This is a genomic window from Pseudomonas sp. H3_D04, from assembly GCF_054669175.1.
In genome coordinates, this window is the sequence record NZ_CP162801.1 from 4280057 (window position 1) to 4297908 (window position 17852).

The window sequence follows — 17852 nt, forward strand, 5'->3', positions numbered from 1 at the left end:
TTCCCACGCTCTGCGTGGGAATGCTGCCCGGGACGCTCCGCGTCCCATCGCAAGCGTCACAGGATGCATTTCCACGCGGAGCGTGGGAATGATCAAGCTCCCGCAGGAGGCGTGTGTGGACAATCATTCGCGCTGCACATAGAGCAGTTATTTTCCCCGCAGTGCCATTAGAATGCCTGCCATTGGGTCACTGCCGACGGAATCGCCATGCCGCTTCACTCGCCGCTGTATTCGCAACGTTCGTTGGTCCTGACGCTCATCGCGTTGTTGGGCGCAGGCTTTCTCGCGACCTCTTTCCTCAGTTACTACGCCTCGCGAGCGTCCATCCGTGACAGCATCGTCAACACCGAGCTGCCGCTGACCTCGGACACGGTCTACTCGGAAATCCAGAAAGACCTTGTCAGACCGATCCTGATTTCCTCGATGATGTCCCGCGACACCTTCATGCGTGACTGGGTGGTCAACGGCGAGCAAGACGCCGAGAAAATGACTCGCTACCTCAACGAGGTCATGACCCACTACGGCGCCTACACGGCATTTTTTGTCTCCAACACCAGCCTCACCTACTACCACGCCAAAGGCGTGCTCAAACAGGTCAAGTCCACGGAACCTCGCGATGCCTGGTATTTCCGTGTCCGCGACATGGCCGATCCCTACGAGATCAATGTCGACCCGGACCTCGCCAACAAAGACAACCTGACCTTCTTCATCAACTACAAGGTTTATGACTACCACAACCGTTTCATCGGCGCTGCCGGCGTTGGCCTGACGGTCGATGCGGTGATCAAGCTGATCGACAAATACCAACAGCGTTACCAGCGCAGCGTGTACTTCGTCGACAACTTCGGCCGCCTGGTGCTGACGGGCGCCGAGGGCGGCCCGCAAGGCGCGCACATCGGCCAGAAGCTCGGCGACCTCGATTACATGAAGGACCTGGTCAGTCAGCTGCCAAAACCCCACAGCGGCAGCTATGAATATTCCGTCCAGGGCCAGGGCCATTTCCTCAACGTGCGGTTCATTCCCGAGCTGAACTGGTATCTGTTTGTCGACAAGCGCGAGGACGGCGCCCTCAGTGAAATCCGCCAGTCGCTGTACCTCAATCTGCTGATTTGTCTGTTCGTCACGCTGATCGTGCTGTTGCTGCTCAACCGCGTGATCAAGCGCTACCAAGGCAAGATCCAGGCACAAGCGACGCTCGACAGCCTGACCGAACTGCCGAATCGTCGTGGCTTCGACCTGCTGGCGGCGCAGGCCATGCTCGAAGCCCGGCGCGAGCCCAAGCCGCTGACTGCGATGTTGTTGGATCTGGATCATTTCAAGGTTTTGAACGACACCTACGGCCACCTGGCCGGCGATCAGGTGCTGATCGGCTTCGCGCGGGATCTGGAGAGTTGCCTGCGGCACTCCGACATCGTCTGCCGCTGGGGGGGCGAAGAGTTCATCGTGCTGCTCAAGGACACCGACGGTGAGACCGGTCTGATGATCGCCGAGAAAATTCGTCAACATGTCGAACAACAGCGTTATGCCTACGACGGCAAGGAACTGCAGCTGACCGTCAGCATCGGCCTCACCACCTTGCAAGTCGATGAAACCTTGCACACCCTGCTCTCCCGGGCCGATCATGCGATGTACCGGGCCAAACAGGCCGGCCGTAACCGAACCTGCGTGGAAATGCCTCACTCCAGCTATGAATAGTCCTGCATGAACAAGCCAGACCAATGCCCCGCCTGCGGCGCCGCCAACGCCTGCACCCTGGCCGACCCGCGCACCGTCGATCAGGCGTGCTGGTGCTTTGGCGTCAGTATCGACCCCGCTGTGCTTGAAGCGCTGCCAGCCGAACTGCGCGACAAATCCTGCCTGTGCCCGCGCTGCGCCGAGGTCGAGGCGCAGTTGTAAGCAGCCGCCCGGCCGATCACGTAAGATACGCGGCCCCTTTCCAACCGATCCCCAGCCATGCGCGTTGACCGTTTCCTCAGCAACCTGCCGCGCTTCAACCGTAAGCAGGTACGCCTGTTGCTGGTAGAAAAGCGCGTTCAGGTTGACGGAAAAATCGTCAGCGACCCGCATGCCGAAGTGCTCGAGTTCAGCCGTGTCGAGGTCGACGGGGAAGTCCTGCAAGTCGGCAAGCCCGCACGCTACTTCATGCTGCACAAACCGCCCGGCTGCGTCAGCGCCACCCGCGACCCGGAGCATCCGACCGTACTCGACCTGATCCATGAGCCGGACAGCGATGACCTGCACATCGCCGGTCGCCTGGATTTCAACACCACCGGCCTGATGCTGATCACCAACGACGGCAGCTGGTCGCGGCGCCTGACTCAGCCGCAGACCAAACTGCCGAAGGTCTATTACGTCGAGACCGAGCAGGAGATTGGCCCGCAATACGCATTGAAATTTGCCGAGGGTCTGTACTTCGCGTTCGAGGACCTCACCACGCAACCGGCCGAGCTGATCGTACTCGGGCCGAAAGCGGCGCGACTGAGCATCGTCGAGGGCCGGTACCATCAGGTGAAGCGGATGTTCGGCCACTTCGACAACAAAGTGCTGCGCCTGCACCGCGAAAGCATGGGCCCGCTGGTGCTCGATAATGCGCTGAAACCGGGCGAGTACCGAGCACTGCGCACCGAAGAGATCCATTTGATCTAAGCAGCCTACCGCTCAGCAGAAGTTGTCGAACAATTTACGAATGACACTTGCGCGATGACGTGACCCCTGCTTGAATCAGGACGTCGGCCGAAATGTGACCGACGAGTCAAAACATACTTCTAAGAAACTTTTTGCCGGTTAGAGAACCCTCAGGTTCCGCCTCAGACCGGCAGACTGCCCGCCAATAACAATACCCGTCGACCGGACTGCACTGGATCGACATGGGCCTCCAAATTCAAGGCGTATGCCTACCTGTCACAAAGCTCGTGCAATCTCATTTGCGCGCATACCCGCTTGCTTGGAGTCTTATGACATGAGGCCAGAAATCGCTGTGCTGGATATACAGGGTCAGTATCGGGTTTACACGGAGTTCTATCGCGCAGACGCCGCAGAGAAGACCATAATTCTGGTCAACGGCTCGATGGCCACGACTGCGTCGTTTGCACAAACCGTGAAAAACCTTCACCCGCAGTTCAATGTGGTCTGCTACGACCAGCCCTACGCGGGCAAGTCAAAAGCCCACAACCTGCATGAGAAATTGCTGACCAAGGAAGTCGAAGGGCAGATCCTCCTGGAGCTGATCGACCACTTCGCCGCCGAACACGTGCTGTCGTTTTCCTGGGGTGGCGCCGCGACCCTGGTCGCCCTGGCCCAACAGCCACGGCGCATCGAAAAAGCCGTGATCAGCTCGTTCTCCCCGGAGATAAACGCGCACATGCTCGATTACCTCGAGCGCGGCATTGATTACCTCGGCAGTCGGGATGGAGATCGGGTCGGCAACCTGGTGAACAGCACTATCGGCAAACACCTGCCGACGTTGTTCAAGCGTTTCAACTATCGCCACGTCAGCTCGCTCGCCGAGCATGAATACGGGCAGATGCACTTCCACATCAGCGACCTGCTACATAGCGACCGCCAGTGCTTTCTCAAAGCGGCAGAGAAAATCAACGTGCCAGTGCTGTTCATGAACGGCGAATGGGACGAATACACCGCCGCCGATGGCGCCCGGTTGTTCGCCAACCACGTGCAAGACGCCACCTTCAGCACCCTGCAGGCCACCGGCCACTTTCTCGACATGGAACACAAAGCCGCCTGCCGAGACAGCCGCGATGCACTGATGGGCTTCCTGAAACCGGCACAACACACCAGCCGACCGCGTTACCACTACGTCCAGGACCAACATGCATTGGCCATCTGAAACAGCGTCATCGCGAGCAAGCTTCGCCCTACAGTGTTGAACGCATTCCTGTAGGCGCGAGGCTTGCCCGCGAACGACCGTCACGCGGTCTGATGTCTTGTGTCACCTGCGCCAAAGCTATCCTGCGCAAAGAAAAACTTCATTTCCACGCGCACATCTGGTACAAAGTCAGCCGCTCTGAGCGGGTGTCGTATAATGGCATTACTCCAGCTTCCCAAGCTGATAACGAGGGTTCGATTCCCTTCACCCGCTCCAATCGAATTTTTGTCTCACGTTGTTTTTTGACGGGGGATGCAGGTAAAGAAAAAACCGGCCTTGATGGCCGGTTTTTTTGTGGGTGGGGTTTTGTGTTTCAGGGCGGAAATTAGCGTTTTCGCGCAAAAGTGATGTTTTGTTAGCGTTTTTCTTGCCTCATTAACAGATTTCATCATTGCAAGTCGGTTTCAAACCCCTTGCGAAGCATTGCGGCATGGCACGGTGAAAAGCCATTTATCGCACGCCGCAAGAGGTCAAGGCGGAGCTGAGAACGGCGAACATCCTCAAGGGTGGCAGGGTTGTATTCAACATCGACGGCAACAAATATCGAGTGATTCTGGCAATCGACTATCTGCGACAGCTTGGTTTCATACGATTCGTCGGCACCCACGCCCAATATGATCAGATCAACGCGGAGACCGTGTAATGGACATTAAACCGATTCGCAGCCAGGAAGATCTGACCGCTGCATTTACTCGTATAGAGCAACTGTGGGGGGCAGACATTGGTTCGCCTGAAGGTGATGAGCTGGAAATTCTGGCGCTGCTCATCGAAAAGTACGAAGACGAGCATTACCCAATGCCGCCCTCCGATCCGATTGAGGCCATTAAATTTCGTATGGAACAGCAAGGGCTGACCCCTCGCGACCTGGAACCCTTCATTGGGACGAGCGGGCGCGTATCCGAAGTGCTGAACCGCAAGCGCAAACTGAGCTTGTCGATGATCAAACGTCTACACGACGGGTTGCGGATACCTTACGAAAGTTTGCTTGCGGGTGTTGCCTGACGTGCAGCCCTGACAAAAAACCGGTCCTTGATAGCCGGTTTTTTTCTGGGTGGGATTCAGGTGATTTTTCCTGCTGAGGATGTGGCAGAAATCTGCGTACAGGCGTAAATCATTGCCAGGACGGGACAGACTGCGCCAGTGCTCCTAGTCTTTCCGCTCTACCATCTGCTTTATTTTTGCGGCCTTTTCAAAATGGTCGAGTTTGTGCTCAGCGATCCACCATTGGGCGGCTTCCATTAAAAGCACGGGATCATCATTTTTGTTTGCAAAGAAAGCGTAGAACGAGAGTCCGACAGTCGGCCCCTTCTGCTCCATTTTCTTGTTGCAGACCTCGATCATCTTTTGCCTCAAGCTTTCTCGCATCATTTCTCTCAATCCATTAATGGTCTCGGTAGCGGCCAAATTCAGTACCGATTGCCCATCTGCCGGGGCTTCGAGCGAAGCCGACTTTCAAAAAGGCAAGGTCCTACACTACGGTGGGAATTGTCCGTAGACTTGCGCATTGCAGTGTTTTTACCATGAAGTCTATAGTCGACCCGCGCCAAAACTGGCGTATCGGGTTTGGCGACTCGATGCCATGGTACAGAAGCCTCCGAGTATTCTCGGAGTGCTTTTGAACGCACTCGGCTGCCTCTTTTTTTGGTGGCTGTGCGTGGGAGACCTTCGGGTCTGCCGGTTTTACCATGGTCCGGTTCGCCAACCCGCGTACAGCTACCACCCTATTGTTTGGCGACGATTGAGTGGTAGATCTTCCTCTAACATGGTAATCACTCATGAACGAATACATGGCTTTAACCAGCAACGCCGACGACCTTCCCTCGCTCTACGTCAACACCACCCAACCGCTGCATTCACTGCTCAGCACCGCCAGTTACAGAATTCGGGCCGTGACGCAGCTGCTTGAAAACCTCGCGATGCGAGGCGACATCACGTCTGACGCGGTAATCCTCAGCGACTTTGCATTGCTCTGCTGCGTGCCCTTGCGCGACGGTTGCGATGTGCTGGACGTGATCGCTCGACGCATGGATGCGGAATAGTTCTGACGTTAGAGCGGGCGCCTTTCGAGGCGCCCTTTGCGTGTCATGACCGGCTGTCATTGGTCACCAAGAGATCGCACGAACGCTCTATCACTGTGGCGAGGGAGCTTGCTCCCGCCGGGTCGCGAAGCGGCCCCCAAAAAGGGACTGCTGCGCAGTCCGACGGGAGCAAGCTCCCTCGCCACAGGTTCGGTGTCACGCTTAACTGCCTGGCATTGTTCTGGATCGCCGATTTGTCATTAAATCGAGCTTACAAATCCATAACGCTCAATCGGTTTCCCCTCCCCGCCCAACCCGCTAGCATCTCCCCTATCTTCAACCACCCTCTCCCCTGCGCGGCCATCGACGAACACGCGCCATCACTCTCCGAGGGAACCCAATCGGCCGCACATCAGGTGCCGCCCGTGAACGATCTCAACAGAGCAATCCAAACATGACTCAAAACATCTACGACGACCCGGAGTTTTTCCAGGGCTACAGCCAGATGGCGCGCTCCATCAGCGGTCTCGACGCAGCGCCCGAATGGCCTGCGCTCAAAGCAATGCTGCCGCCCATAAAAGGCCTGAAGGCCGTAGACCTCGGCTGCGGTTACGGCTGGTTCTGCCGCTGGGCCAGTGAACACGGCGCCGACAGCGTGCTCGGTCTGGACGTCTCGGAAAAAATGCTGGAGCAGGCGCGCAAAACCACGTCAGCAGACAACATCCAATATGCCCGCGCTGATCTGGAACAACTCGACCTGCCTGTAGCCAGTTTCGACCTCGCCTACAGCTCCCTGGCGCTGCACTACATCAAGGATCTCCCGGGTCTGTTCGCCAAAATCCATGAGGCCCTGAAACCCGGATCACGTTTCGTATTTTCCATCGAACACCCAATCTTCATGGCACCGCGCAATCCGGGCTGGCTGATTGATAGCGAAGGGAACAAGCGCTGGCCGCTGGACAGTTATCAACGGGAAGGCGAGCGGGTGACCAACTGGTTGGCCGAAGGCGTGATCAAACAGCACCGCACGATAGGCACGTTGCTGAATACGCTGATTGGCGCAGGTTTCAGCATCCGCCAGGTCAACGAATGGGGCCCGAGCGATGCCGAGGTGGCGGCGCAACCGGCCCTGGCCGAAGAGCGAGAGCGGCCGATGATGATGCTGGTCAGCGTTCAGCGCTGAGGGCCACGCCGGGTCATCGTAATTTTTGCATATGAATTTCCGATACCCGGTAAAGACAACGTATCGCTGCGTCGAACCTGTCTACAGATACCTTATTGTGCCGGCTCACCTTTCACCTAGAGATCAACATGGACAATTCAGAGTTGGGGATCATGATCATTTCGATGATCGGGTTGTTCGGCTTTGCTTCGTTTATTTTTGAATACCTGAGTGCCAGGCAAAGGGACCGATAACGTTCGGCGTTATCCGTCCCTTTTTGCCCTAGCGCGTCGCGACGATAAACAACCGCGGGAATGGCAACAGCACCGAACCATCGCTCAGCGCCGGATAGGCCTGCTCGATCGCAGCTTGATACTGCTTGAGGTATTGCGCTTTTTCCGCGTCATTCAGCGGCTCGAGAAACGGCCGCAAGCCGCTGCCCTTGAACCACTCGACCACCCCCGACGCGCCGCCCGCGAGCGGGTGATGGTACGTGGTGCGCCACACATCGACTCGCGCACAATGCGGTCGCAGCATCGAGTAGTACTCGCTGGCACTCGCCATGTCCGTGCGTTGCCCGGCGGCGTCCACCAACTTGCTGGCCCACGGTCCATCGGCAGCGACTTCGCGCATCAGGCGATGGGACGGCTCGTTGAGGTTGTCGGGCATTTGAATGGCCAGGCTGCCGCCATCGCTCAGTCGGGCGGCCAGAGAAGGCAGTAACGTCGCGTGGTCGGGCACCCACTGCAACACCGCGTTGGCGAAAATCACATCGAACGGCCCCGGCTCGTTCCAGGTATCAATGTCAGCCGTGTCGAATTGCAGCTGGGGTAAGCGCTTGCGGGCGGCGTCGATCATATCGGTCGAACTGTCCAGGCCACGCACCGTGGCATTGGCGAAGCGCTCCACCAGCAACTCGGTCGAATTGCCGGGGCCGCAACCGATGTCGATGGCCGATCGCGCGTCCACGGGCGGGACCGCCGCCAGCAAATCGCGGGCCGGGCGGGTGCGTTCATCTTCAAAAGCGACGTATTGTCTGGCGGACCAACTCATTGCGTTCTCCTGTCGATACGTTGTTGTGGCCAGCGGCGCACAACCGGTTCGCCACGATACCTCGACTGGCGCGCCCTGCCCTATCCGACCTATGGCGACATGTCAGTTGACCGAATGCCATGTGTAACCAAAGGCCGCCGCCTCAAGCGTCCGCCTCATCGAATGACCACCAAAATGCCCCCCCGTTTCCAGCCATGTTGCCCCCCAGAACTCGCCTCACTTGAAGTCGGCGCGGCGAATAGGTGATGAGTGAGTCATTTTTTATGAGCACAGAAATGTAAGTAGAATTTTCAACCCGCCGTCGCTGTCTGAAAAATCAGGCGCATCCCTATAAGGAACACGGCAATGAAATTCGCAAAAATCTCGCAGAAACTCGCCCTGTGGGCCGGCAGTCCGAAGACGTTTATGGGGGCGTTGATACTGATTGGTCTGTGGGGGTTGAGCGGGCCGATATTTGATTACAACGACACCTGGCAACTGATCATCAACACCTCAACCACGATCATCACGTTCCTGATGGTGTTTCTGATCCAGAACACGCAGAACCGCGACACCGACATCCTGCACTTGAAAATCGATGAGTTGCTGCGGGTGAACAAAGAGGCGCAGAACGCGATGCTGGGGCTGGAATTGCTGGACCTCAAGCAACTGGAAGCGTTACGCAGACACTATCGCGCCATGGGCGAAAAAGACGTGCATGACCTGGCGGGGCTGGCCACTACGAGCAAGCGCAAACAGGACTTGAATGAGTGCTGAGCACAAACAAAACGGCGCGTGATGTGAATCACGCGCCGTTTGCGTTCAACACCGTTAATCGCCTGGTCTAGCGACTGGCTTGCAACGCTCTGGCCATTTCCAGGTGGTTCTGCAGTTTGGGCAAGGTTTCCTCAGCGAAGGCTTTGATTTGCGGCACGTCGGTGGTCTGAGCGACTTGTTGAAGCTGCTCGATGGCTTCCTGGGTCGTCTTCACCTGACTGGCGGTATAAGCCTGATCAAAGGATGCGCCGTCCTTCACTTCCGGCATCAAGGCTTTGGCCTTGTCGACCACTTCTTCGCGAGGGGCAACCGGCAAATCCAGCTGTTTGGCGATTTTCGCCAAGTGCTGGTTGGCGGTCGTGCGGTCATTGATGACCACGATGGTGTAGTCCTTGACCTCTTTGGATTCGCTTTTCTGGTGCGCCAGGCGACTGGCTTCGATGTCGGCCATGCCTTTGGCCGACGCATCGTTGATGAACTCGGCGGGCGACTGGGCGAAGGCACTGTTGGCAAACAGGCCCAGCAACGTGACAAGACTGGCAGTGCGTAATCGGGTGGCCATCCGGCTCATGGTCGCGCCCTCCTTCTATAAAAATTCAAGCGGGAGCTTTCGCCCCCGCCTCTCAATCAAAACTACCTTGCGACTACTTCGACTTCTGACCACCTTTGCGGCCCATATCGGGTTTCGCAGGGTCTTTATCGACGGTCGTAGTGGTAGTTTTCCCACCTTTGCGACCGGCTTCTGACGCCTTCGTTCGATCGTTGGCGAAGTTTCCCGAGTTCGAGTTTCTTGAGTTAGGCATGATTCTCTACCTCTTGGTGATGATCGCGGCGAGCAGGAGCCGCATAAAATCTGAATTTCGATCACCGCAAAGGTTTAGAAAAGTTGGAGTCGCCGCGACGAACGGTGGCCGATTTTTCAGGCCCCTAGGCGCTGATGATGTTGGCGCTTGGCCGCATACATGGCCTCATCGGCATGCCGGAACAGTTGCTGTTCTTCGGTGCCATGCTCGGGATAATGCGCGACGCCGATACTCGGCCGGATGTTCACGCTTTGCCCGTCCAGGCGCAGGGGTTGCGCCAGCACCTGACGGATTTTCCCCGCAACGTTGTCAGCGTCTTCCGACGCGTGGATGCTGTGCAACAACACCACAAACTCATCCCCACCGATACGCGCCACCGTGTCGGTCTCACGCACGCAGCCCTTGAGCCGATTGGCGACCGCTTGCAACAGCATGTCGCCGACTGCGTGGCCATGGGTGTCGTTGACTTCCTTGAAGCGGTCGAGGTCGACGTACAGCAATGCCATCCGCCCGGAGTCCGTGCGAGCCTGCGCCAGCGAATTTTGAAGCCGGTCGCGCAGCAACGCCCGGTTGGGTAGTTGAGTCAGTTGGTCGTATTGGGCCATGCGTTGTAACCGGGCATGTAACTGCTTGCGCTCGATCGCGGTGGCGACCTGGGCGCAGACGTATTGCAGCAGCTCCTTGTCCTGCTCGGTGTAGCGCTCGCCACCCGGTACGCTTTTGACGATCAGCGCGCCAATGATGCCGTTTTGCGAGTTCAACGGGACACCCAGCCAGCAAGGCGAGTCCTGTCCGGAGACCGATGCCTCAAAGCCTTCTGGCAGAGTGTCCTGGTCCAGGGTCAGCAAAATCGGCTGACCGCTGCGAATCACTTCGGCACAGAGGCGCCCGGTCATGGTTCCGGGCTGCTCGGGCTGCAGTTCATGGTCGTCGACGTGATACGGAAAGTTCAGCTGCGCACAGTGCTCGTCATACAACGCCACGGAGAAATTCAGTGCCGGCAGCCATTCGCCGATGATCAAGTGGATGCGCTTGAACAACGCCAGCAAATCTTCCGCGGCGTGGGCCGCCTCGGAGATCGCGTATAACGCCGCTTGCCGGGATTCGGCCTGCTTGCGCTCGGTGATGTCCCGGGCCACAGCGATGCGCAACTGATCGACTTCAGACCAGCGCGCCGACCACAGAATATGCACCACCGCGCCGTCCTTGCGCAGGTAGCGGTTCTCGAAGTTGAGTTTGGGATCACCGCCCATGATCTCGCGCGCGGCGTCGAGGGTGCGCTGGCGATCGGCGGGGTGCACCATGTCAATCATCGGCTGGCCGATCAGCTCGTCAGGGGTGTAGCCGAAAATACGCTCGCAGGCCGCGCTGACAAATACGAAGCGACCTTGTTTATCCACCGCGCAGACGGCGTCCAGCAAGAGATCGATGTAGCTCGCCAACGGCGCGGAATTTCTGGTTGCCATGGTGCGATAAGCGTTTCCGGACAATGCAGCAATAAAAAGCCCCTCCATGACCCATCGGGCATTGACGCATCCGTGCGCTCAACCTCAAGCCTTGTTCGTCACCAGCCCCGGCAGTGCATGAGCGAGGGCGTTGATGGCGAAACCGATAAACATCACCCCGCATAACCGTGTGATCGCCAGTTCATGGCGCTGATACAAGGTGCGAACTTGCCGTGCACCAACAATGCCAATGAGGATAGCGTAGGCCATGAGACCGCCGACGAAGCTCAGGACAATCAACCAAGGCAACATTGACCAGTGCAGCAACTCCGCCCGGCTGGACAGCAGCGCAGTGAACGTCGCCACCGCCACGGGGTAGGCCTTGGGATTGGTGAGGCCAAACAGAATGCCGTGCCAAAAGGGCTGGCGAGCCGGGCCTTGAGGGGCATCGGCGCTGCTGCGCTTCGCCCGTATGGCGCGCAAACCGAGCCAAAACAGGTACAGCCCGCTGAGTACGCCCAGCACATCAAACGCCGTGCTGCCGATTTCACGGGCACCGACAATCGCGATCAGCGCCGTACTGCACCAGACCACGTCCCCCAACAAATGCCCACAGAGAAACCCCGCCCCGGCCCGTCGTCCGCGCGCGGCGCCAATCCCGAACACCGCCAATACGCCCGGCCCCGGTGTGATGCCATAAATGAAACCCGAGGCGAGAACGGCCATTAGCAGCGATGGGGTCATTGAAAGTCCCTTTTACTATTTGGTGAATGGGCGCAAGTCTATATCAGGTCCCGGGTATATCGACTGACTGATCGTCGAAGAACTTCATTCCCGCATACGGCCGCACGCGACAGGCGGCCAGCCGAGACGCCAGATCGCCAACGTGGGCTTCGAGCTTTTGGCCGTCCGGGTCAAGGAAATAGAAGGACGCGCCTTCGCTGTGGTTGTCGCGCCATTCTTGTACGCTGGCGGATCGCAGGCGTTCGACGAACACGGGGAAATCGATTGCGCTGATGGTGAAGGCGTAATGGGTGTAATCGGCGGCGGGTCCCGAGTTGCGCAGCGGATCAACGGACAGGCACAGCCACAAACCCGGCAGTGACAGATAGGCGCCGGTGTCCCAAGTGGCTTCGAGGCGCAGTTGCAGCAGGTCTTGATAGAACGCCACGCTGCGGTTCAGGTCGGTGACGGCGAGGGTCAAGTGGTTGAGGCCGGTGAGCAATTTGTTTACCTCAACGGTTATTTGATGGGCCGGTAGTCAGGTCGCTATGCACTATCCCCTCCCCAATCCGCCCATTCAACCAGTTCAACGCCTGATCCCCGCCCCGCCGTGTGTGCCAGACCAACACAAACGTAAATGACGGAATATGAAACGGCGGCGCAACTACGACCAGCGAGCGCTCATCAATCTCGCGCAGCCCACGTGAAGCCACGGTAAGAATCAGGTCTGTGCCACTGATGAATTCCGGAGCGACGCTCCAGTGCGGCAGGCTGATCGCGACGCGACGGCGTTCACGTAACGCCGTCAGCGCCCGCTCGATTTCAGGCGTGCCGCTGCCGCGCATTTCCAGCAGGACGTGTGGCCGTGCGAGGTAGGTAGGCAGGTCGAGTACGCCATTGGCAGGCAGGCTGTTGCGATCGACCAGGCAGGCGTAGTGCTCTTCGAAGAGTGGCGTGCTGCGCAGCTCGTTTGGCAGTTCAGGGAAGACACCTGCTGCCAGGTCGATGTCGCCATTAAGTACTGCGTCGAGCATGCCTTCGCGGCTGGCGTGGCTGATTTGCAGGTCGATGCCCGGCGCTTCCCGGCGCAAGGTGCGAATCAGCCCTGGCAGGACGATGGCGGCGCCATAGTCGGACATTGCCAGACGAAACGTGCGCTTGGCCGTGGCTGGGTCGAAAGCGTTCGGGGCCAGCAGGGATTGCACCTGAGCGAGTGCTTCGGCCAAGGGTGCGATCAATTCCATGGCTCGCGGCGTGGGTACGAGCGTGGCACCCGCGCGCACCAGCAAAGGGTCTCCCAGCAAGTCGCGTAACCGCGCCAGGGCATGACTGACCGCCGGCTGACTCAGGTGTAAGCGCTGCGCCGCGCGCGTGACGTGCTGCTCGCTGAGCAAGGCGTCGAGGATCACCAGCAAGTTGAGGTCGATACGCCGCAGATCATTCATCTGGTGCATGTTCTGGATAGCAATTCGGAATTTAAATCTGCACGACGAATACTCTAGAGTCCAGCAAAACCTGTTGGAGAATGATCATGAGTACATTGCATTGGGCCGGGCTGTTGCTGCTGGCCGTGGTTGCCGGGGCGGTGGTGCCGTTTCAGAGCGCGATCAACGCCAACCTCACGCGTGGGTTGGGCCATCCGTTGTGGGCAACGCTTGCGTCGTTGCTGGTGAGTATCGTCGTGTTGTTGCCGATCATGTTGGCAATGCGCTTGCCGTTGCCGTCACTGGCGTTCATCAGCAAGGCGCCGTTGTGGATGTGGGCGGGGGGTGCGTTTGGGGTGTGTTTTATTTCGTTGGCGCTGATGCTGCTGCCCAAGCTGGGGGCGTCGGGGTTTATTGCGTTGGCGCTGGCGGGACAGGTGGTGGCTTCGCTGGTGCTGGATCACTTCGGGTGGTTTGGGTTGGTGGAACGACAGATGACCTTGCCGCGGGTGTTGGGGGCAGTGTTGTTGATCGCCGGGGTCGCGTTGATTCAGTTCAGTGCGGCGCCAGGGAAGGGGTTGGTGGCGGCGGGTTGAGCGGGGACTGTCAGGCCGCTTTCGCGAGCAGGCTCGCTCCCACCCGATCGGCGGCGTGGCGCGGATCGCTCCCGCAGGACATCAGTGATCATTGCCAGGGCGCCGGGGCGCAGGTTTTCGATCAGCACGTCGGCGCTGGTCGCCAGTTGCTTGACCAGCTCGATGACTTCAGTTCGGCTGAGTCGGCGGGATAGCCCGGTTTTGGCCCACAGCATCGCAGGGCGTCGCCCTACACATAAATCTCTTGTAACACTCAACCGAACAGGAAACGGCCGATTCAATGCCCCCGCCGCTCTCTGTAAAGTCTGGAAACACACGGACGATTTCATCACTCAAGGACAGACACCTCAAATGGACCCGACAACACACACTACAAACACTTTCACCAACTATAGAAAACTGATCTCGTTGGCGGACCACAGCTGGGACACTGCGGAAGCAGGGAAAGTCGCGGGATTGAACGTCGACATCAGAAGCAGCAACCGCATGGTTGACCAACATGGGCGCGCCTTTCATCACTTCTGCACCACCTCCTACCTGGGCCTGGATCACCATCCCGATTTGCTCGACGGTGCCATGACCACTTTGTGGGAAACCGGTACCTTGCGCGTCGCCAACTCGAAAAACCGCTGCAAACTGGCGATCCTGGAGCTGTACGAAACCGAGCTCTCGGCACTGTTCGGCGCCACGTGCCTAAGCACCTTATCGTGCAGCGCGGCGAGTGCCGGCATCCTGCCGCTGCTGGCCAGTGGCGTATTTACCGAGAACCAGCCACCGGTGATGGTATTTGACCGGTTGGCACACTACTCGATGAATCACCTCAAAGCCGCCTGCGCCGACGAAACCAAGGTCGTGACCAGTCCGCACAACGACATGGACTTCCTCGAAACGCAGTGCCAGCACCACAACAGGGTCGCGTATGTTGCCGACGGCGCGTACAGCATGGGCGGAGTCGCCGACATGGACGGTCTGTTGTACTTGAGGGATCGCTATGGCCTTTTTCTCTATCTCGACGACTCCCACGCACTGTCCGCCGTTGGCACTTGCGGGGCCGGTCTGGTACGCCCAAGGTTGCAGGCTCTGGACGATGACGCCTTGATCGTCGCCTCATTGGCCAAGTCATTTGGCGCCAGCGGCGGGCTGGTGATGCTGGGCAATGAACGGCAGAAAAAGCTGATTCAACGTTATGGCGGCCCCAGCAATTGGTCGCAAAGTCTGAACAGCGCGGCCATCGGTGCGGGAAGGGCCTCCATCCAGTTGCATCGCACGCCGGCATTCGTCGCGCTACAGGAAAAACTTCAGGCTAATATCCGGCTCTTTGACAGCCTGATACGAACCGCACAACAGGGCAGTAACATGGCCATCCGCTTGATCCACTGCGGTGAAGCGACGCTGGCCAACCGTATTGCCATCGAATTGGCCAATCTCGGTTTCTTTACCTCGACAGTCTTTTTCCCCGTGGTCGAACAAGGCAAGGCTGCGATCAGAATCACCTTGCGCGCCGACATGGAGCCGATGCTGATCCGCCATTTCTGTGAACTCGTCACCGAGCTTTTACCCGCACACACCCGGGACCTCAGCTAGAAACCCAAGGAAGACCCCATGAAGAGCAGCACCACCCTCCTCGTCACCTGCAGCACGGTGTTTCTCGCCCAACTGGGCATGAGCATTTACCTGCCGGCGTTGCCGGACATTGCCCGGGGTCTGTCAGCCGACGCCTCGCAGGTGTCCTGGGGGTTGGCCGTGTACCTGATCGGCATGGCGCTGCCGATGTTGTTCTGGGGCAGTCTGGGGCAGCGCATTGGCCGAAAGCCGGTGTTGCTCGCCGCACTCGGTATCTACGGGCTGGGTAACCTTGCCCTGCCCTTGAGCCAGTCGCTTGAAACGTTCCTGTTCTGGCGTCTGGTCCAGGGGATGGGTGCCAGCGGGATTTCGGTCATGGCGCGGGTATTGATCCGCGACAGTTTCCGCGGTGACCTGCTGGCCAAGGCGCTGTCCTGGCTCTCGATTTCGTTTGTAGTGGCGCTGGGGATCGGCCAGTACCTGGGGTCGATCATTCAGGTGGCGCTGGGCTGGCCGGCGATTTTCTATCTGTTGGGTGGCGCGAGTCTGTTGATGGCGATGGCGGTGGCGCGGGTCACGTTCCCGTTGCTGAACGAGGAGCCTGTCCAGTCGTCCGCCTGGCCGAGTTACGGGCGCATTTTGCGTGATCGCGCCTTCCTGCTGCCGGCACTCGCCGGCGGCCTCGGTTATGGGGTGATCATTGCGTTCAACACCGCAGCGCCGCTGATTCTGCAAGGCCCCTTCAACTGGTCGGCCGTGGAATACGGGCTGTTGGGCTGGCCGATCAGCGCGGCGTATTTCCTGGGGGCTTTGGGGGTCAATGCCTTTGTGCTTCGCACCGGTCAACGCTGGCTGATGACGGCGGGCGTGGGCCTGGTATTGGGCGGTAGCGCGGTGATGTTGCTGGGGAGCATCGCGGGCACTTCCGTTGCGCTGCTGCTCTGGTTGCCATACTGCTTTGCCGTGTTCGGGCAGTCTTTGAACTACCCGATCAGCCTGTCCCTGGCCAACGACGGCTCGCCGGTCGGCGGGGCTTATGCGATGGCGTTGAGTGGTTTCATCCACCAGCTGATGGCCGCCATCATCGGCGCGATTGCCAGTCTGATCGCAAGCCAGCAAGCATGGCCACTGTCCCTGTTTTGCACCTTGCTGGCCTTGGGCGCGATGGTGTGCGTGAGGCTCACGCCCGGCCGGCAAACCGACTAGAACGCGCTGCGGAAAATCTCCTCGATCTGGCGCTGATCCGCCGCCCGTGGATTAGTCAGGCCGCACGCGTCTTTCAGCGCGTTGGTCGCGAGCGTCGGGATGTCGTTGAGCTTGGCGCCGAGTTCACGCAAACCGGCGGGAATCTCAATGTCGCTGGACAGGCTGCGGATCGCCGTGATGGCCGCTTGAGCACCCTCTTCCGGGCTTAAGCCACGGATATCGGCGCCCATCGCGTGGGCCACATCGGTCAGGCGCGGGGCGCAGACCAGCGCATTGAAACTCTGCACGTGGGGCAGCAGCACCGCGTTGCATACGCCATGCGGCAAGTCATAGAACCCGCCCAACTGGTGAGCCATGGCGTGGACAAATCCCAGGGAGGCGTTGTTGAACGCCATGCCGGCGAGAAACTGTGCGTAAGCCATGTTTTCCCGTGCCGCCATGTCGCTGCCATTGCGCACGGCCAGACGCAGGTTGCTGCTGATCAAGGTTATGGCTTTCAGTGCGCAGGCATCGGTAATCGGATTGGCGGCGGTGGACACGTAGGCTTCGATGGCATGAGTCAGCGCGTCCATGCCGGTGGCGGCGGTCAATCCCTTGGGCATGGCGACCATCAGCGCCGGGTCGTTGACCGACAGCAACGGCGTGACGTTGCGGTCGACGATGGCCATTTTCACGTGGCGCGATTCGTCGGTGATGATACAAAAACGGGTCATTTCGCTGGCCGTGCCGGCGGTGGTATTGATCGCGATCAGCGGCAATTGCGGTTGGGTCGATCGGTCGACGCCTTCGTAGTCGCGGATCTCCCCGCCGTTGGTCGCGCACAACGCGATGCCCTTGGCGCAGTCATGGGGCGAACCGCCGCCGAGCGACACCACAAAATCACAGCGACTTTCCTTGAGCAGGCCCAGGCCGCGCTCGACGTTGGCCATGCTCGGATTCGGTTTGGCGCCGTCGAAGATCACCGAGTCGATGTCCTGCATTGCCAGTTTTTCAGCAATCATCTTCGCCACACCGGCCTTGGCCAGCCCGGCGTCGGTGACGATCAGCGCCTTTCGAAAGCCGTATTTGCCAATGGCAACCATGGCTTCGTCCAGGCAGTCATTGCCCATGATGTTAACGGCGGGAATGAAAAACGTGCTGCTCATGAGCGATTCTCCTGGCTAAACCGATCGGTAGTGCCGATCCGGCGGGTGCGCACAGGATCGACGCTTCGGGCAGGC

Annotated in this window: 21 protein-coding genes, 1 tRNA gene and 1 pseudogene; 13 read left to right on the top strand and 10 right to left on the bottom strand. The window is 58.9% G+C overall.

The features are described 5' to 3' along the window. Positions 1-207 precede the first annotated feature (207 nt). The 7 genes and pseudogenes from AB4N91_RS19725 to AB4N91_RS19755 all read left to right on the top strand — a co-directional run bounded on the left by AB4N91_RS19725 (position 208) and on the right by AB4N91_RS19755 (position 4885). A complete protein-coding gene (locus AB4N91_RS19725) occupies positions 208-1695 on the top strand; it encodes a sensor domain-containing diguanylate cyclase (RefSeq protein ID WP_460111678.1) in 1488 nt (495 codons plus the stop codon). 6 nt (positions 1696-1701) lie between these two features. Further along, on the top strand, positions 1702-1896 hold the full coding sequence (locus AB4N91_RS19730) for a cysteine-rich CWC family protein (protein WP_010462319.1): 195 nt from the start codon (positions 1702-1704) through the stop codon (positions 1894-1896). Between the two features lie 57 nt (positions 1897-1953). Beyond that, positions 1954-2646 carry a pseudouridine synthase gene (locus AB4N91_RS19735; RefSeq protein WP_010462322.1) on the top strand — a complete coding sequence of 231 codons (693 nt, stop codon included), beginning with the start codon at positions 1954-1956 and terminating at the stop codon, positions 2644-2646. Positions 2647-2959: 313 nt separating this feature from the next. Further along, the gene (locus tag AB4N91_RS19740) at positions 2960-3844 is read left to right on the top strand and encodes an alpha/beta fold hydrolase (RefSeq protein ID WP_077749602.1); all 885 of its coding nucleotides are present in this window, start codon (positions 2960-2962) and stop codon (positions 3842-3844) included. A gap of 181 nt (positions 3845-4025) precedes the next feature. Beyond that, positions 4026-4099 (top strand) — tRNA-Gly (locus AB4N91_RS19745). A gap of 226 nt (positions 4100-4325) precedes the next feature. Further along, positions 4326-4526 (top strand): annotated as a pseudogene (locus tag AB4N91_RS19750) (type II toxin-antitoxin system HigB family toxin); the annotation flags it as partial. Then, entirely contained in the window at positions 4526-4885 is a 360-nt protein-coding gene (locus AB4N91_RS19755) for a helix-turn-helix domain-containing protein (protein ID WP_077749600.1), read from the top strand. The pseudogene AB4N91_RS19750 and the gene AB4N91_RS19755, both read left to right, overlap by 1 nt. A 144-nt stretch (positions 4886-5029) precedes the next feature. On the opposite strand, the gene AB4N91_RS19760 is transcribed toward AB4N91_RS19755, so the two are convergent. After that, a complete protein-coding gene (locus AB4N91_RS19760; RefSeq protein WP_229801735.1) occupies positions 5030-5251 on the bottom strand; it encodes a DUF6500 family protein in 222 nt (73 codons plus the stop codon). Between the two features lie 407 nt (positions 5252-5658). On the opposite strand from AB4N91_RS19760, the gene AB4N91_RS19765 reads away from it, so the two are divergent. Both AB4N91_RS19765 and AB4N91_RS19770 read left to right on the top strand, forming a co-directional pair. Further along, positions 5659-5922 carry a hypothetical protein gene (locus tag AB4N91_RS19765; protein WP_010462435.1) on the top strand — a complete coding sequence of 88 codons (264 nt, stop codon included), beginning with the start codon at positions 5659-5661 and terminating at the stop codon, positions 5920-5922. Positions 5923-6355: 433 nt separating this feature from the next. Beyond that, a complete protein-coding gene (locus AB4N91_RS19770) occupies positions 6356-7084 on the top strand; it encodes a class I SAM-dependent methyltransferase (RefSeq protein ID WP_460111681.1) in 729 nt (242 codons plus the stop codon). A gap of 261 nt (positions 7085-7345) precedes the next feature. On the opposite strand, the gene tam is transcribed toward AB4N91_RS19770, so the two are convergent. Continuing rightward, entirely contained in the window at positions 7346-8116 is a 771-nt protein-coding gene (gene tam / locus AB4N91_RS19775) for a trans-aconitate 2-methyltransferase (RefSeq protein ID WP_460111683.1), read from the bottom strand. A 345-nt stretch (positions 8117-8461) separates the two neighbouring features. Here tam and AB4N91_RS19780 point away from each other — a divergent pair, with 345 nt between their 5' ends. Further along, positions 8462-8872, top strand: coding sequence for a low affinity iron permease family protein (locus tag AB4N91_RS19780; RefSeq protein WP_010462444.1), 411 nt, complete (start codon positions 8462-8464; stop codon positions 8870-8872). Between the two features lie 67 nt (positions 8873-8939). Here AB4N91_RS19780 and AB4N91_RS19785 read toward each other — a convergent pair whose 3' ends face one another. The 6 genes from AB4N91_RS19785 to AB4N91_RS19810 form a co-directional block, all read right to left on the bottom strand. Next, complete coding sequence (locus AB4N91_RS19785) at positions 8940-9443, bottom strand: DUF4142 domain-containing protein (protein ID WP_010462446.1); 504 nt, start codon at positions 9441-9443, stop codon at positions 8940-8942. A gap of 73 nt (positions 9444-9516) precedes the next feature. Next, the gene (locus AB4N91_RS19790; RefSeq protein ID WP_010462447.1) at positions 9517-9675 is read right to left on the bottom strand and encodes a KGG domain-containing protein; all 159 of its coding nucleotides are present in this window, start codon (positions 9673-9675) and stop codon (positions 9517-9519) included. Positions 9676-9791: 116 nt separating this feature from the next. Further along, positions 9792-11141, bottom strand: a complete 1350-nt coding sequence (locus tag AB4N91_RS19795) for a sensor domain-containing protein (protein ID WP_145307424.1) — start codon at positions 11139-11141, stop codon at positions 9792-9794. A gap of 84 nt (positions 11142-11225) precedes the next feature. Next, on the bottom strand, positions 11226-11864 hold the full coding sequence (locus AB4N91_RS19800; RefSeq protein WP_010462451.1) for a LysE family translocator: 639 nt from the start codon (positions 11862-11864) through the stop codon (positions 11226-11228). 43 nt (positions 11865-11907) lie between these two features. After that, positions 11908-12345, bottom strand: coding sequence for a fosfomycin resistance glutathione transferase (fos, locus tag AB4N91_RS19805; protein WP_460111686.1), 438 nt, complete (start codon positions 12343-12345; stop codon positions 11908-11910). A gap of 10 nt (positions 12346-12355) precedes the next feature. Beyond that, positions 12356-13297: a LysR substrate-binding domain-containing protein gene (locus AB4N91_RS19810; protein ID WP_049870737.1), complete on the bottom strand. Its 942-nt coding sequence runs from the start codon at positions 13295-13297 to the stop codon at positions 12356-12358. Positions 13298-13374: 77 nt separating this feature from the next. Here AB4N91_RS19810 and AB4N91_RS19815 point away from each other — a divergent pair, with 77 nt between their 5' ends. After that, the gene (locus AB4N91_RS19815; protein ID WP_145307430.1) at positions 13375-13863 is read left to right on the top strand and encodes a DMT family transporter; all 489 of its coding nucleotides are present in this window, start codon (positions 13375-13377) and stop codon (positions 13861-13863) included. Here AB4N91_RS19815 and AB4N91_RS19820 read toward each other — a convergent pair. Then, positions 13818-14078, bottom strand: a complete 261-nt coding sequence (locus AB4N91_RS19820; RefSeq protein ID WP_083374849.1) for a hypothetical protein — start codon at positions 14076-14078, stop codon at positions 13818-13820. The genes AB4N91_RS19815 and AB4N91_RS19820 overlap by 46 nt on opposite strands. 136 nt (positions 14079-14214) lie before the next feature. On the opposite strand from AB4N91_RS19820, the gene AB4N91_RS19825 reads away from it, so the two are divergent. Continuing rightward, on the top strand, positions 14215-15447 hold the full coding sequence (locus tag AB4N91_RS19825; RefSeq protein WP_083374850.1) for an aminotransferase class I/II-fold pyridoxal phosphate-dependent enzyme: 1233 nt from the start codon (positions 14215-14217) through the stop codon (positions 15445-15447). 18 nt (positions 15448-15465) lie between these two features. Continuing rightward, complete coding sequence (locus tag AB4N91_RS19830) at positions 15466-16632, top strand: multidrug effflux MFS transporter (protein ID WP_460111688.1); 1167 nt, start codon at positions 15466-15468, stop codon at positions 16630-16632. Here the strand turns inward: AB4N91_RS19830 and yiaY are convergent. After that, positions 16629-17777, bottom strand: coding sequence for an L-threonine dehydrogenase (gene yiaY, locus AB4N91_RS19835; RefSeq protein ID WP_010462467.1), 1149 nt, complete (start codon positions 17775-17777; stop codon positions 16629-16631). The two genes, AB4N91_RS19830 and yiaY, sit on opposite strands and share 4 nt — an antisense overlap. Between the last annotated feature and the right edge of the window lie 75 nt (positions 17778-17852).